Raw genomic sequence first — 14762 nt, 5'->3', positions numbered from 1 at the left:
ACGCCGGGGGCGGGGATCAGCGCTGTCCGCTATCGGTCCGCAGCTGGCGTGCGCGGGTCAGGATACGCGCGGTGATGTCGGATACGGTATTGGCCGCGACGGGAGTATCGACCCACTGGTTGTCCTGGAACACCTGACGGAACACCGATACGCGTACCGCGTCCGAACGCAGGCTGCGCGACAGGATGAAACAGGTGATCTTGAATCGCTCATCCTTGGTTGCGGGCGGTGTGTACCAGTCCGTCAGGATCACGCCCGCCACCGCATCGGCAGAGGCGAACGGCATGAAGGACAGCGTATCCAGCGCGCCGCGCCACAGGAAGGCATTGACCCCGTTGCTTTCCAGCGGGGTGGAACCGCCATTGGCGCCCCGGTCTTCCTTCAGCAGGCGGTTCTGGGGAATGGCCAGCCCGCTTTTGTCATGCTGCGGCGCACTGCCGCAGCCTGCCAGCAGGCTTATGGCCAGCAGCGCGGGCACGATCGCACGCGGCGGCAGGTGGCGGCCCGACGGGGCGGCAGAAGGGGCAGAACTGGGCGGACGAAGGGTCATGATGCCTCTATGGACGCCGGGGATGGCCCCCGCATGTGGTAATCCAGCCATGCGCCTGACCTGCCGGCCATGCCGGGCAGGGTGCGTTCTGGCCTGTCGCGTTGTCTGTTCTTCATATCCTGCCCCGCCTGTCCCGCCAAGTCGCACGGCCACTTTACCCTGCGTTGCGTGACAATCCCGGCCGGAGGCGCAAAAATGGCGTCACCTTTCAACAGCAATGGGACATGATGAGACACTCAGCCACATGGTACGTCGCCGCCCTGTGTACGGGCATCGTGTTTTTGCGGCTGTCGGTCCTGCCAGCCTATGCGGCCGGGGCGCCGGGTGGCAGCACGGGCACCGCGCATGCGGCGGACATGGCCGCGCGCATGCAGCCCGATGAACAGCAGACGGTCGTTCAGGCCCGCCCCGCTGCCGGTCTGGGCACGACAGCAGAGGCAGGTGACCTGCTGGCATGGCCGGGCGTTGCCCGTCTGGGCCTGCCGGTGCTGCGCATGCCGGATTTCGCCCATGCGGCCCAGCCTGCCGATGGCGCCCCCCATCCGCTGCTGCCATGGCTGGCGCTGGCGGCGACATGGGATCCCGACCTTGCCCGCCGGGCGGGCAGCGCGCGGGCACGCTCCGAATGGCTGCATGGCCGTGCGGTGCTGCGCGTGGGGGGCGTTGACCTGCTGCCATCAGGCCGCCTGCAGGCGGGGGAGGATCAGGTTCTTGCCGGAAGCATGGCGGGCATGATCGGTGCGGGACTGCTGGCGGGACATATACTGCCGGTCTTCGGGTCGGTCGCGACGGAGGAACAGTCCCGCGCGGATGGTACCCTGCCCGACCGCACGACGCAGGTACCCGCAGCCCAGCTTGCATCCCAGAGCCTGCTGGGTGTCGCCATGGCGCTGGAAACGGCGCATGGGGGGGCCATACTGTGTGGCGGCATGGCGCCGTGCCAGACCGTAACCGGCCTTGGGGCCATAGTGCATGACGCCTGGCATTTTCCCGGCATGGTCATGGCGCGGCCCGGTGGCGCGGGCGAGATCCGGAATGCGGACATTGCACCCACACTGGCAGCCGTCGCGGCAAGCGTGGACATGGAACAGGTGGATACGGACGGCCATGACGTCTTTGGCGCGGCCCTGCGGCAGGCCGTGCGCGAGGGCAGCCTGAAACCCGCGCAGGTGCAGGCAATGGTGACGCATATCCTCGCCTCGTTCTACATGTCAGGCAGTCTTGACCATCCGCCCCCTTTCTCCAGCGCGCATAATGGCGCGCCGCCCGCATCCCCTGACACGCTGGTGGCGGATGTGGAGGCACAGGGCGCGGTCCTGCTGCAGAATGAAAACAGGGTCGTACCCTTTGACCCCGCCCTTGGTCCTGTCCTGATGCTGGTCCATCCCGCGTTGCGTCCTGCGGCGGAAAAGCTGGCTGATGCGCTGCGGCATGCGGGGCTGAACGTGGCGCTGTCCGTTGCGACGGAGGGGGCGGGTGCGCCCGGCACCCTGCCACCTGCCGTATCGCAGGCCGCGCGCACGCTGGTGCTGAGTGCGGGCAATGATGACAACCAGATGATTTCAACCGTGGCGGAAATGGGTGGCCACGTTGTCGTGGTGCTGGCGTCGGACGACCCGGACCGGCAGATGCCCTGGCTGGATACGGTGGACAGCGTGGTGCAGGCATGGGCGTGGCGGGATGAATATGCCCAGCCACTGGCCGCCCTTCTGTCCGGGCAGCAGGATTTTTCCGGCCATCTGCCGGTTACGCTGACGGGGGGCTTCTATCCGCCAGGTCTGGCGGATGCTGATTATCGCGCGTTCGCCCGCGCCCATGTCGTGCCGCTGTTTCCGTTTGGCTATGGCCTGTCAACGCGGGGGCACCTGACCTTCAGCGATCTGCATGTCGTGCGCGATGGCAACCATGCGACGGCCAGTTTCTCCATCACCAATCCCGATGACACCCCGGTACGCGCGGTTCCGCAACTGTATGTGGAAATGCCCGATGATGTGCCGGGGGCTGCCCGTCGTCTGGCCGGATGGCGCAGCATCATGGTCGCGCCGGGACATACCGTGCGGCTGAGTGTGCCGGTCAGCCTGCGGCTGGTGGGACAATGGAACCCGGCGGGCGGCAACTGGAGCGTGGCGGCGGGGGATTATACCCTCTCGCTGGGCTTTTCTTCCGTCATGATGGTGCGGCATGCGACACTGCACCTGCCCGCGCTGCATGTGCCCGGTGCGCTGGACAGCACGGCCGCGCCGGTTATGGCTTCGGAATAGGGACAGTTATATTATAAAGTGAAGAAAACTCCGGACGGGCATCGCCTTCCTGAAGAAAGGCGACATCCCAAAACTTTTATATTCCCCATTACGGCATAATCGAATCCGTTTACTGTCCCGGGCGGATCACGCTGCAGGGCAGGCCCTGATTTTTCAGCGTGGAACAGGCCTGCGTGGCCGTCGCCTGTGACAGCCCGGCAAGGCGGGCGCGATAGATCACGCCCCCGGCGGGCTTGTTGACCGGAATGACCATGCTGCGCGCGCCCTGCAGGGCGGCAAAGTCCCCCTGCCGGGCCATGGTGGTGGCGAAGCGGGCCTGTCCTTCGGCGGTAAAGGCCCCGACCTGCACCATCCATGCCCCGTAACCGGCCCCGGCGCTGGCGGCAGGGGCTGCAGCCGTGCGGGCGTCGGTATGGCAGGTGGTGTTGGTTGGATCATACGCCAGACTGGCGTCCTGTACGCAGGCCGTGCGGTGCTGCACGGGGGCGGGCGGGTTGAGGGTGGCGTACTGGATATAGGTATGGTCGGCCTTGACCCCGGTGTTGCCCGGTCCCAGCGCGGGCGGGTTGGCGGCGACGCGCTGGCCGGAGGAGCCATAGACCGCCAGCGGTCCGCTCAACGCGACCTCGTTGCCAAGATTGGGGGTGATGATACGCAGGTAGCGGACCGTCTGGCTGGGCAGGGGGCGACCATTTTCAAGGTAGTCGTTCAGCCGCTGCGTGCCCGCGTTATAGGCCGCAAGGAAGCCCGGCGCGCCATACAGCCCGTACAGGATGCGGATATAGGCCGTGCCCGCAAGAATGTTGTCATGCGGATTGTACGGGTCGGACCCAAGGTGGTTACGCCGCTGCATGTCGGCATAGGTCGGCGGCATGAGCTGCATGAGCCCGATCGCCCCGCTGGCCGAGCGCGTCAGGTGCCCGTCGATATATTCATGGCCGCCGGATTCCTTCTGGATCACGGCGCGAATCCATTCCTGCGGTACGGCGAACCGGGTGGAGGCATCGGCAATATAGGGCTGCCACGGGTCCGTGACCGGACCCGGCGCGCGGTATGCGGCCTTGCCTTCATAATAGCTGTTGTAATGCGACGTCTTTCCACCGCCGCCGCCCGAACTGGCGCAGGCGGCAAGGCCCAGCCCGGTCAGGACCAGAACACCAAGGCGCGTCATGCCCCGCAGGGAGGAAGGGGTCGGGGACATGTTCAGATCAGGCACAGTTCCGCCAGTTCGTTACGGAGGGCTTCGGGCAGCACGTCGCCCGTATGGCTGTTGGCCAGCAGGTCGGGCGGCGCATCCTCGGGGCGGAGGTAGCGCCAGCCCTGGAACGGCCGCATGGCGCGTGGCTGGACCGGGATGATGTCGGGCGCCATGACCACCAGTGTGCATGGCGTGCCATCTTCACGCGTGTCGGGCTGGATTGCGGTAATGCGCTGGCGGCACAGGATGCGCCCGCCAATGACACGGTAGATCGAACCACCATCCAGTATGTCCGCAGCCCTGCGGGGGTACATGCGGGTACGGAACCACGGCATGCCGGCGGCGCTGGTGCCGTCCAGGTCATCAACCGGCGGCGTCTGGAGAGACTGGCGTGCAGCCAGATCCTCGATGGACTGGATGCCAACCGCCAGTTTGACCATGTGCAGCATGCTGCGTGTGTTCCCCGTCAGTGCTCCCGACCGGGCAGGTCGGTCTGTGCCTGCTGCGCGAAAATGTCGCGAAAGCGGTCGGCATCAATGCTGCGCACGATATGCACGGTGCGCATGGGGCTGTCATGCGGAGCCAGCGAATCGGGCACGACAAAGACATGGCCATAATGCGGGCCACGGCTGGTATCGATATCCATGCGGGCGTCCACGGCCGATGTCACCAGCGTGGGATCAGCGGCGATGGCGGTCGTCATTTCATCCCACATGGGCAGCGGATCATAATATCTGCCGATGTAATCGGTCAGCGGTGTCTTCTTTGCCGTCAGCCGGGCCAGGTACTGCTTCGACAGCATGAGATCATTCGAGACGCTGCCCACCACGGTCACCTTTTTCCACGGTGCGGTCAGCGTGATGTGAGCGGCCTCGGGATCAAAGATCATGTTAAAATCGGAAGCGAAATCCGCATTCCCGGTAATGGACATCATGCTGGTGTCCAGCAGGCCCCCCATGAAAACAAGCTGCTTTGCCGTTTCGGCAAAGGTCGGGTCCTGACGGATCGCCAGCGCCAGGTTGGTCAGCGGTCCCGCCGCGACAATCGTGACCTCATGCGGGTGGGCATGGACCTGTTCGATCAGGAATTGCGCGGCACTCTGCGCCACGGGGGCCAGATGGGGTGCCCCTTCCTTCATGGCCGGAATGGCGGGCTGGGTGTCCGTGGCGCTGTCGATCGAACCCGCCCCGCCCCAGGCGCCTTTCCATGGAATGATGCCGTACTGCTGTTCATGCAGCTTCATTTCGGCTCGCGTGTTGACCAGCGGATAGACCGCGCCATCGGCAACCGGCACGTCGGTGCGTCCCACGATTTCCAGCAGGCGGCGCAGGTGCGCGGATTCCGCGTTTTCCCACCCGTCGCCCGACACCACCGTAAAGCCCAGCACGCGGACATGCGGGTTGAACAGCAGCGGGATGGCCGAAAGCTGGTCCGACCCACCCGGGCCAAGGAAGTCGTTATCCTCGATTACAAGTTCCTGCCCGGCCGTAGCCGGGGCAGGGGCGGCGAGGGCCGATGTGGCCATCAGCGTGACAGCCGTAAGACAGGCCGCAAACCGGGCAGTCAGTGAAAGGGCGGATGAGAACACGCGATGCACTCCTTGGCCTTACGTATGGTGGGCCGCCATCGTATTGCCTAAATTCCTAAAGCACCAGCGCGGCCAGCAGGCTTTCCAGCCGCAGGCGGCCCGCAGCCGTGGCGCGCAGGGTCTGGCGGGCGGGATCAGCGACCAGATAGCCTTCCTCCACCGCGGCGGCCATGATGTCGGCGTCGGTTGCGTCGTGCACCGTCATGCCGGTGCGGCGGGCGAACCGCGTGGTGGAAATCCCTTCTGCCAGCCGCAGCCCCATCAGCAGCATTTCGCGCGCACGGTCGCGATCATCCAGCCGTTCTTCCGCATGTGCGCCGGTGCCGGTGCGTTCCACCCGCTCTGCCCACGGTTCAGGTGCGCGGTGACGCCGGGTGGCGCAGGTCACGCCATTGCGGGTCAGCCGCCCATGCGCGCCCGGGCCAATGCCCAGATAGTCGCCATATCGCCAGTAGGTCAGGTTATGGCGGCTTTCGGCACCGGGGCGGGCATAATTGGAGATTTCATACCCAAGCAGCCCGTGGCGGCCCGCGACCTCGGCGGTCAGTTCATACAGGCGCGCGGCTTCGTCCCCATCAGGCAGGCGGAAACGGCCCTGACGGTACAGGCTTTCGAATTTCGTACCGGGTTCGACGGTCAGCTGGTACAGCGACAGGTGATCCGAGACCAGCGACAGCGCCGTCTCCAGCTCCGTCCGCCATGCCGCGGCGTCCTGTCCGGGGCGGGCATAGATCAGGTCGAATGAAATCCGGTCGAACAGGCTGCGCGCCGTTTCCAGCGCTGCCATGGCCTGTGGCGCGTCATGTTCGCGCCCCAGAAAGCGCAGGGCTTCGGCATCAAGGCTCTGGACACCGACGGAAATGCGGTTGACGCCTGCGTCACGGAAGGCGCGCAGCCGGCCGGTTTCCACGCTGGTGGGATTGGCCTCCAGCGTGATTTCGACATTATCCGTCAGGCCAAACAGCATGCGGGCATCATCAATCAGCCCGGCCACCGTTTCGGGTGCCATGAGCGATGGCGTGCCGCCGCCAAAGAAAATGGAGCTTATGGTCGGTCGCTCGGCCCGGTCATCGCCCATGCGGGCGGCTTCGTGCGCCAGTTCGCGCCGCAGTGCCGCGCCGAAGCGGGCGCGGGGGATCTCATCACGCACATGGCTGTTGAAATCACAGTACGGGCATTTGGACAGGCAGAACGGCCAGTGCACGTACAGCGCCAGCGGTTCCTCCACGCCTGATAAAGGGCTGTCTGAAAAGCCTGCCAACGAACCCCCTTGCAAACCGGAATGAAGTTTTTGGTGAAGCTTTTTTCAAAAAGAATGTCGCCTTTTTGAAAAAAGGCGACACCCGAAAGCTTCTGTTATTTTTCAGATCGCCAGCCGCACGCCCAGCTCCACCACGCGGTCGGGCGGAATGCGGAAGAATTCCGTCGCCGGGGTTGCGTTGCGCGCCATGAACAGGAACAGCGACATCCGCCACCGCGACAGCTTGGGAACGGACGAACGCACAAGCAGTTCACGGCTGGTGAAATACGATGCCTGAAGCGCATCGAAATCAAGGCCGCTGGCCTTCAGGTCCTCCAGCGCGCGGGGCAGGTTGGGCATTTCCATGAAGCCGTACCGCAGGATGATCCGGTAGATGTCGGGCGCCAGTTCCTGCAACGCCACGCGGTGGCCGTGATCGGCTTCGGGCTGGTCCAGCGTCTGCACGGTCACGAACAGCACGTGATCATGCAGTACCTTGTTGTGCTTGAGGTTATGCAGCAGGCAGGCGGGCACGAAATCGGGGTTCCCGGTCATGTACACCGCCGTGCCCGGCACGCGGATGATGCGCGACTGCGGCAGGCGGGCCAGGAACGAGTTCATGGGCATGCTGTCCTGCTTCTGCCGGTTCATGATCAGCTGACGACCCTTTTTCCACGTCGTCATCATAAGCGTCAGCACGATGCCCAGCAGCACCGGCACCCAGCCGCCCTGCGGGATCTTGAGCGCATTGGACGCGAAGAACGTGGCATCAAGCAGGAAGAAGCCGCCGAAGGTTGCGATCGCGGCGGGCCGCGACCAGTGGTACAGCCTGCGGAACACCACCATCGCCAGGACGCAGGTGCACATGAACGTGCCCGTCACCGCAATGCCGTAGGCAGAGGCCAGCGCGTCCGAACTGCGGAAGGCCAGCACCAGCAGCAGCGCGCCCACCATCAGGAAGCGGTTGAATTCCGGCAGGTAGATCTGGCCTTCCTCCTCCGCATTCGTATGGGTCACGCGCATGCGTGGCAGGTAGCCCAGCTGGATGATCTGGCGGCACAGCGAAAAACCGCCCGAAATGCCCGCCTGGCTGGCAATGACGGTGGCGAAGGTGGACAGGATGATCATCGGCACCTGCAGCCAGTGCGGGCCAAGCAGGAAGAACGGATTGGCCAGCGCCGCGGGGTCCGCGATGATCAGCGCACCCTGGCCCAGGTAATTCAGCGCAAGGCAGGGCAGCACGCAGAACAGCCACGCATAGCGGATGGGCTGGCGGCCGAAATGCCCCATGTCGGCATACAGCGCTTCCGCCCCCGTGACCGACAGCACGACCGAGCCCAGCGCAATGAACGACAGCCACCCGTGATAGACGATGAACTGCACCGCATAGGTGGGCGATATGGCCAGCAGCACCGCCGGGTGATGCAGGATCTGCAGTCCGCCCAGTATGCCCAGCAGGCTGAACCACACCAGCATGATCGGCCCGAACACGGTGCCCACCTTGCCCGTGCCGTAGCACTGGACCGAAAACAGCCCGATCAGGACCATGAGGGCAATGGGTATGACCAGGTCACGCGCGGCGGGGAAGCTGACTTCCAGCCCCTCCACTGCCGACAGCACGGAAATGGCGGGGGTGATCATGCCATCGCCAAAGAACAGGCAGGCCCCCCCGATGCCGACCATGCCCAGCGCGATGCGCAGCCGGTTGCTGGGGGCCACGCGCTGGGCCAGCGACATGAGCGAGATGATCCCGCCTTCCCCATTATGGTCGGCGCGCATGATCAGGATGACGTATTTGACCGTCACGATCAGCAGCAGCGACCAGATGATCAGGCTGAGAACGCCCAGTACCTCCCACGGGGCGATCCGGTGGTGCTGCGAGACGACCATGATGGTCGACCGAAGGGCGTAGATCGGGCTTGTGCCGATATCGCCAAACACCACGCCCAGCACACCCAGCAGGGCGGCAAAGCCTACGGGGTTTGCAGCGTGTTCGTGCTGGTCCGCGCCATATTCGGTAATCTTGGGCGCGGTCGTGGCCTTGTCCGCGGCAGTGGCGGGATGACCTGCGCCATCCGGCGGCGTCGGGGATCCGGGGGCAGAAGGCCCCGTGGGTTGCGTCATGTCGTGACGGCTCCGCGGCAATGAAGACAGAAAACCGGCATCACATCGCGACCGGATAGTTTCGCATTACCGCCTCGCCCCATGCGCAGCAAGGCCCGTCTCCGCTCAGGTGCCATTCAGGCGTGGTCAGGCATGGGCGGGGCGGGCACCGAAAATGGCGCTTCCCACCCGTACCAGCGTCGCGCCACAGGCAATCGCGCGTTCAAAATCGGCCGACATGCCCATGGACACGACCGGCAGCCCGTGCCGTGCCGCCATGTCCGACAGCAGCCGGAAATGCGGCGTCGGGTCCTGATCGTGCGGCGGGATGCACATAAGGCCGCGCACCGCGTCGCCAAAGCGCGTGATGCTGGCGGTGATGAAGGTATCGGCGTCTTCCCGCCGCACGCCCGACTTCTGGGTTTCGTCGCCCGTGTTTACCTGCACCAGCAGGTGTGGCAGGCGACCCGCCCTGTCACCCGCGCGCGCGATCGCGTCCGACAGGGACGGTCGGTCGAGGCTTTCGATCATGTCCGCGATCCGGACGGCCTCCAGCGCCTTGTTGGTCTGCAGGCCGCCGATGATGTGCAGCCGCAGGTCGGGCCAGCGTTCGCGCAGGGCAGGGAATTTGGCGGCGGCTTCCTGCACGCGGTTTTCACCGAATATCCGCTGCCCCGCCTCGAGTGCCGCGATGACGCTGGACTGCGGATGGAACTTGGAAACGGCCACCAGGCCGATGGTGGACGGGGCGCGACCTGCCGCCTGCGCGCTGGTGGTGATGCGGGCGCGGATGCCCGTCAGCGCCTGTGCTATGGATGTGGATGTTGACATGGCTCTAGGCTTGGCCTGAATACCTCCCCGGTCAAGCCCCCGCGTATCGCAGTTTTCAGGTCAGGATTCCATGAAGCCTTCCCCGTCCCCGTCGTCCCGCCCCACCGGCCGCCGCCCCAACGCAGGCCGCCCCGACCGGCGCGGTGGCAAGGTCGCCCCGGATCCCACGCGCGACATCGCCTTCGATATCGTCGAAGGCGTGATCGTGCACCGCCGCATGCTTGATACGTCGCTGGACCATTCGGCCGCCGCCCGCGCGGCCGAACCGCGCGACCGTGCCGCGGGCCACCGGCTGGCGGCCACCGTGCTGCGGCACATGGGCATCGCGAATGAGGTTCTGGCCCCGTTCCTGAAGCGTGAACCGCCCGAACCCGTTCGCGTGGTGCTGCTGATCGGGGTGACGCAGCTCCTGTTCCTTGACACGCCGGCCCATGCCGCCGTGGCCACGTCCGTCGCCCTTGCGCGCAGGCGGGGGCTGGTGCCGTTCGCGGGGCTGGTCAACGCCGTGCTGCGTCGCGTTGCGGCTGGCGGGACGCAGGCGCTGGAGGGGCTGGACCAGGCGCGGCTGGATGTGCCGCCGTGGCTGTGGCAGTCGTGGGGGAAGCTGGCACGTCCCATCGCCCGCGCACTGGGTCATGAACCGCCGCTGGACCTGAGCATCCGCCCCGGTGCCGAACCCCCGCCGGGCGGCGAGGTGATGCCCAATGGAAGCGTGCGCTTTGCCGCGGGGACGGTAAAGGTGGTGGACCTGCCCGGCTTTGCCGAAGGGACATTCTGGGTGCAGGACATGGCCGCAAGCCTGCCCGCGCGGCTGCTGGATGTGAAGGCGGGCGAACGCGTGGCCGACCTGTGTGCGGCCCCCGGTGGCAAGACCGCCCAGCTTGCCTTTGCCGGGGCGGAGATATTCGCCATTGAACGCGAAGGCCGCCGGATCGAGCGGCTGCGCGCGAATCTGGCACGCCTGGGGCTGGATGCGGTGAAGGTCATCCATGCGGATGCGGCACAGTGGCGGCCTGATGCTCCGCTGGACGCGATTCTGCTGGATGCGCCATGTTCGGCTACCGGCACCATCCGCCGACACCCCGATGCCATGTGGATCAAGCGCCCGCGTGACATCGCCACCATGACGGAAGGGCAGGACCGGCTGCTGGCCGCAAGCCGCGACATGCTGCGGCCGGGCGGGCGCGTGGTCTATGCCGTGTGTTCGCTGCAGCCCGAGGAAGGCGAGCAGCGTGCCCGCGCGGCCGAGGCGATGGGCCTGATCCCCGATCCCTTCACGCCGGAGGAACTGGCCTTCCTGCCGCAGGCCCGCACGCCGGAGGGATGGCTGCGCACCCATCCTGGCATGCTGGCGGATCACGGTGGCATGGATGGCTTCTTCGCCGCGCGTTTCCGTCGGGCCTGACAGGGGCAGGGGGCATGAGGAAAGATTGGCGTTAGTCTTTGATTGCTGTTAAAAAACAGGCATGGCTGCTCTCAAGACCCCCCTCATCGCGCCCAGCGTCCTGTCGGCTGATTTTTCCCGCATGGCGGATGAAGTCGCCGCTGTCGAAAATGCTGGTGCGGACTGGCTGCATCTGGATGTCATGGATGGGCATTTCGTACCGAACCTGTCGATGGGGCCGCAACTGATCAAGGCGCTTCGCCCGAAGTCGAAGCTCCCGTTTGACGTGCACCTGATGATCGCGCCCGTCGATCCGTATATCGAGGCCTTTGCGAAGGCCGGGGCCGACCATATCCACCTGCATGTGGAAGCCGGTCCCCATACCCACCGTTCGCTGCAGCACGTGCGCGACCATGGGGTGAAGCCCGGCATCGCCATCTGTCCCGCCACCCCGCCCGAAGCGGTGGGCGAAGTGCTGGATCTGGTGGACATGATCCTGGTCATGACGGTCAACCCCGGTTTTGGTGGCCAGAAATTCCTGACCAGCCAGCTGCGCAAGATCGAGACCCTGCGTCGCATGGCGGATGCGACGGGCCGTGACATCCGCATTGGCGTTGATGGCGGCATTACTGCGCAAACCGCGCCGCTGGCGGTTGCCGCGGGTGCTGATGTCCTGATTGCCGGGACATCCGTGTATGGGCAGGATGATTATGCCGCCGCCATCAGGAACCTACGGATCGGGACGCATACCCCGGCGTGAGGGTATGCGTACCGCCATATCGGGGGGATAGGGCCCCATGCCGCTGAAGCGTCTGGCGCGGGGTGCGCGCCTTTCATTCGCGCGGCTGCCGTTGCTGGGTGGGGGCAGGCGGCTGCCTGTCGCGCCTGTCCATAATGTGCGTGACCTGTGGCCGGGTGACCCGGCGGCGGGCGCGCAGCTTGCGCGTGGCAGCCTGACATGGGCGGGCTATACCCACCCCGTCGGGCCGGGGCAGTGGGATTCGCCCGAATTCGAACCCGGTTTCCGTGAGGGGCTGCTCAGCTTCCGCTGGCTGCGTGACCTGCGTGCGGTGGGCACGGATGCCGCGCGGCTGAAGGCGCGCGCGCTGGTTGATGACTGGCTGCACCATCCATCCCAGCACCCCATGGCGCTGGATTGCGGGGTGATTGGCGCCCGTGTCGCGGCGTGGCTGGGGCATTATGATTTCTTTGCCGCATCGGCCAGCGATTCCTTCCGCCAGCGCCTGATGGAGCGGATACTGGTGGAAGGGCGCACCATCGCTGCCCTCATGCCGCCTGAACAGCATGGCTGGCAGTCGCTTACGGCGCTCAAGGGGCTGCTGGCGGTAGCGGTGGCCATGCCCGAGTATACCGGTTTCCTGACCCGGTACCGCCGCTACATCGATAACGAGGTTGAAAGCCAGATCCTGCCTGATGGCTGGCATGTCGAACGCAGCCCGGAGGTGCAGTTGCGTGCGCTGCGCGAGCTGGCGGAAATGCGGGCCATGATGCAGGCGGTGCAGCATGCCCTGCCGCATTCGGTCGCCATCGCGCTGGACAAGATGAGCCCCGTGCTGCGGGCCATGCGACATGGGGACGGGGGGCTTGCGCTGTTCAACGGCAGCCATGAACGCAATGCGACGCTGATCGAGATGGTGCTGTCGCAGGCCACGCGCACCCGCGTTGTGGCCAATGCCATGCCCGATGGCGGTTTCATACGCATGCAGGCCGTGCGGTCGCTGCTGCTGGTGGATGTGGGGATTCCAGCCCCGCCCGAATATGACCGCAACGCGCATGCGGGGACGCTGTCATTCGAATTTTCCTGTGCGCGGCAGCGCCTGATCGTCAATTGCGGTGGCGGGGTCCTGCCTGCGTGGAAAGAGGCCCTGCGTCAGACTGCGGCCCATTCCGTCGTGGTGGTGGAGGACATGTCCTCGTCCGAATTCGGGGCAGATGGCACGGTGCGGCGCAGGCCAACCCATGTCAGTGTCGATCATGCCGTGGCCGAAGGCGCGCACTGGCTGAACCTGTCGCATGACGGCTACCACCCTTCGGCGGGGGTGACGTATTACCGCAGGCTGTACCTGGGCGGGGATGGCGAGATCCTGCGCGGGGAGGAAATGCTGGAAGGCGAGCGGGAACTGGCCTTCGTCCTGCGTCTGCACCTGCATCCGACGGTGACGGCGGTGGATGCGCAGGATGGTTCCATCCTGCTGGAAGCGGGGGAGCAGCACTGGCGGTTCCGGGCTGCGGGCGGCGAGGTCGCGATTGAGGAAAGCGTCTATTCCGGTGGCCAGGTGCCGCAGCCGACCCTGCAGCTGGTCGTGCGGGTCGATCCCGCAGCCCGGCAGAAGCAGGAAGACGGGGACACCCCGGATGCCCCGGCCATGGGTGGGGGTGCCCCGCTGGGCAAGGTTCGGCAGGTGGTGCGCTGGGCGCTGCGACGTGAGAAGCTGCTGCTTCTGGCATGAAGATCCTTGAAGTCACGAATGTCGATTTTTCGTTACGCCAGTTCCTGTTTCCCCTCATGCTGGCGCTTCGGGATGAAGGGCATGATGTGGTGGGAGCATGTGCCGGTGGTCCCCTGCTGAAGGAGGTGCGCGCGCGTGGGCTGCGGGTCGAAACCGTGCCCATGTCGCGCACCCTGTCTCCCCTTGCGCAATGGCGGGCATGGCGGGCACTCGTGCGCCTGATCCGCGCGGAAAAGCCCGATATGGTTCATGCGCACATGCCCATAAGCGGCCTGCTGGCGCGTTTCGCGGCATGGCAGTGCGGGGTGCCCTGCATTGCCTATACCTGCCATGGGTTCCTGTTCAACCAGCCGGGATCACGGCTGCGGCGTGCCGTAGCCCTTGTGCTGGAATGGCTGGCGGGACAGGTGACCGGCATCTACCTGACGGTCTCGCAAAAAGAGGCACATGACGCCCGCAGGCTGCGGATCAATCCCCGCGCCACGGCCATCGGCAACGGACGTGATCCGGCTATTTTCCACCCCATGCCCGAACAGCGTGCGGCGCTGCGTGCGCGGATGGGGGTGGGCGCGGGACAGGTTGTCATCCTTGCCGTCTCCCGCCTGGTGCGGGGCAAGGGCTATCCCGAACTGCTGGCGGCCATGCGCGGCCTGCCTGACAATGCGGTGTTATGGGTGGTGGGTGAACGTCTGCCCAGTGACCGGGGCGTGGATCTTGGCGCGTGTTTTGCCGCGGCACAGGCGGCCCTTGGCACGCGCATGGTCATGTTTGGATATCGTGCGGATGTCGCGCCGATCATGGCGGCTGCGGACATTTTTGCCCTGCCCAGCCATTTCGAGGGCCTGCCGATGAGCGTGATCGAGGCCATGCTGTGCGGCCTGCCCGTGGTGGCAAGTGATATTTCCGGCCCGTGCGAACAGGTGGTGGAGGGGGAGACCGGCCTGCTGGTGCCGCCGGGCGATGTCGCACGGCTGGCTACGGCGCTGGACCGGCTGGTGCGTGATGGTGTGCTGCGCCAGCGCATGGGGGAGGCGGGACGGATGCGCGCGCTGGTCCATTACACGCAGGCCGACATCATGGCGCGGACGGTTGCCCTGCTGACGGCAGGATGTCCTGCTGCCGCATAAGCAGGGGGC

12 protein-coding genes are annotated in these 14762 nt (G+C 65.7%); 5 read left to right on the top strand and 7 right to left on the bottom strand.

Annotated features, from left to right (window positions below; genetic code table 11):
• Positions 1–16: 16 nt before the first annotated feature.
• Positions 17–550 carry a DUF3576 domain-containing protein gene (locus HNO79_RS01820; protein ID WP_010515098.1) on the bottom strand — a complete coding sequence of 178 codons (534 nt, stop codon included), beginning with the start codon at positions 548–550 and terminating at the stop codon, positions 17–19.
• Between the two features lie 224 nt (positions 551–774).
• Here HNO79_RS01820 and HNO79_RS01815 point away from each other — a divergent pair, with 224 nt between their 5' ends.
• Positions 775–2811 carry a glycoside hydrolase family 3 protein gene (locus HNO79_RS01815; protein ID WP_244987391.1) on the top strand — a complete coding sequence of 679 codons (2037 nt, stop codon included), beginning with the start codon at positions 775–777 and terminating at the stop codon, positions 2809–2811.
• 109 nt (positions 2812–2920) lie between these two features.
• Here HNO79_RS01815 and HNO79_RS01810 read toward each other — a convergent pair whose 3' ends face one another.
• The 6 genes from HNO79_RS01810 to HNO79_RS01785 all read right to left on the bottom strand — a co-directional run bounded on the left by HNO79_RS01810 (position 2921) and on the right by HNO79_RS01785 (position 9771).
• The gene (locus tag HNO79_RS01810) at positions 2921–3982 is read right to left on the bottom strand and encodes a lytic transglycosylase domain-containing protein (protein ID WP_029329567.1); all 1062 of its coding nucleotides are present in this window, start codon (positions 3980–3982) and stop codon (positions 2921–2923) included.
• A gap of 32 nt (positions 3983–4014) precedes the next feature.
• Positions 4015–4458 carry a DUF1489 family protein gene (locus tag HNO79_RS01805; protein WP_214164256.1) on the bottom strand — a complete coding sequence of 148 codons (444 nt, stop codon included), beginning with the start codon at positions 4456–4458 and terminating at the stop codon, positions 4015–4017.
• Between the two features lie 17 nt (positions 4459–4475).
• Positions 4476–5534: a nucleoside hydrolase gene (locus HNO79_RS01800; protein WP_048855649.1), complete on the bottom strand. Its 1059-nt coding sequence runs from the start codon at positions 5532–5534 to the stop codon at positions 4476–4478.
• Positions 5535–5652: 118 nt separating this feature from the next.
• Positions 5653–6825: a radical SAM family heme chaperone HemW gene (hemW, locus tag HNO79_RS01795; RefSeq protein WP_200410534.1), complete on the bottom strand. Its 1173-nt coding sequence runs from the start codon at positions 6823–6825 to the stop codon at positions 5653–5655.
• 135 nt (positions 6826–6960) lie between these two features.
• Positions 6961–8961: a potassium transporter Kup gene (locus HNO79_RS01790; protein ID WP_010515092.1), complete on the bottom strand. Its 2001-nt coding sequence runs from the start codon at positions 8959–8961 to the stop codon at positions 6961–6963.
• A 126-nt stretch (positions 8962–9087) separates the two neighbouring features.
• On the bottom strand, positions 9088–9771 hold the full coding sequence (locus HNO79_RS01785) for a YggS family pyridoxal phosphate-dependent enzyme (protein ID WP_010515091.1): 684 nt from the start codon (positions 9769–9771) through the stop codon (positions 9088–9090).
• A gap of 70 nt (positions 9772–9841) precedes the next feature.
• Here HNO79_RS01785 and HNO79_RS01780 point away from each other — a divergent pair, with 70 nt between their 5' ends.
• From HNO79_RS01780 to HNO79_RS01765, 4 genes are all read left to right on the top strand, one after another.
• Entirely contained in the window at positions 9842–11176 is a 1335-nt protein-coding gene (locus HNO79_RS01780; protein WP_214164257.1) for an RsmB/NOP family class I SAM-dependent RNA methyltransferase, read from the top strand.
• Between the two features lie 61 nt (positions 11177–11237).
• Complete coding sequence (rpe, locus tag HNO79_RS01775) at positions 11238–11915, top strand: ribulose-phosphate 3-epimerase (protein ID WP_048855635.1); 678 nt, start codon at positions 11238–11240, stop codon at positions 11913–11915.
• Positions 11916–11952: 37 nt separating this feature from the next.
• Positions 11953–13626, top strand: a complete 1674-nt coding sequence (locus tag HNO79_RS01770; protein ID WP_048855634.1) for a heparinase II/III family protein — start codon at positions 11953–11955, stop codon at positions 13624–13626.
• On the top strand, positions 13623–14753 hold the full coding sequence (locus tag HNO79_RS01765) for a glycosyltransferase family 4 protein (RefSeq protein ID WP_214164258.1): 1131 nt from the start codon (positions 13623–13625) through the stop codon (positions 14751–14753). The genes HNO79_RS01770 and HNO79_RS01765 overlap by 4 nt, the downstream gene beginning before the upstream one ends.
• Positions 14754–14762 lie beyond the last annotated feature (9 nt).

This window comes from Komagataeibacter oboediens (genome assembly GCF_018491655.1).
Lineage (GTDB): Bacteria > Pseudomonadota > Alphaproteobacteria > Acetobacterales > Acetobacteraceae > Komagataeibacter > Komagataeibacter oboediens.
Note: the sequence above shows the minus strand (reverse complement) of the source record. Positions and strands in the feature narration are given on the sequence as shown.

Bases quoted from the DNA above. Each gene is read 5' to 3' on its own strand.
- HNO79_RS01820 (WP_010515098.1), bottom strand. From the start codon at position 550: ATGACCCTTCGTCCGCCCAGTTCTGCCCCTTCTGCCGCCCCGTCGGGC.
- HNO79_RS01780 (WP_214164257.1), top strand. From the start codon at position 9,842: ATGAAGCCTTCCCCGTCCCCGTCGTCCCGCCCCACCGGCCGCCGCCCC.
- HNO79_RS01805 (WP_214164256.1), bottom strand. From the start codon at position 4,458: ATGCTGCACATGGTCAAACTGGCGGTTGGCATCCAGTCCATCGAGGAT.
- HNO79_RS01785 (WP_010515091.1), bottom strand. From the start codon at position 9,771: ATGTCAACATCCACATCCATAGCACAGGCGCTGACGGGCATCCGCGCC.
- HNO79_RS01815 (WP_244987391.1), top strand. From the start codon at position 775: ATGATGAGACACTCAGCCACATGGTACGTCGCCGCCCTGTGTACGGGC.
- HNO79_RS01810 (WP_029329567.1), bottom strand. From the start codon at position 3,982: ATGACGCGCCTTGGTGTTCTGGTCCTGACCGGGCTGGGCCTTGCCGCC.
- rpe (WP_048855635.1), top strand. From the start codon at position 11,238: ATGGCTGCTCTCAAGACCCCCCTCATCGCGCCCAGCGTCCTGTCGGCT.
- HNO79_RS01770 (WP_048855634.1), top strand. From the start codon at position 11,953: ATGCCGCTGAAGCGTCTGGCGCGGGGTGCGCGCCTTTCATTCGCGCGG.
- HNO79_RS01800 (WP_048855649.1), bottom strand. From the start codon at position 5,534: ATGGCCACATCGGCCCTCGCCGCCCCTGCCCCGGCTACGGCCGGGCAG.
- HNO79_RS01790 (WP_010515092.1), bottom strand. From the start codon at position 8,961: ATGACGCAACCCACGGGGCCTTCTGCCCCCGGATCCCCGACGCCGCCG.
- HNO79_RS01765 (WP_214164258.1), top strand. From the start codon at position 13,623: ATGAAGATCCTTGAAGTCACGAATGTCGATTTTTCGTTACGCCAGTTC.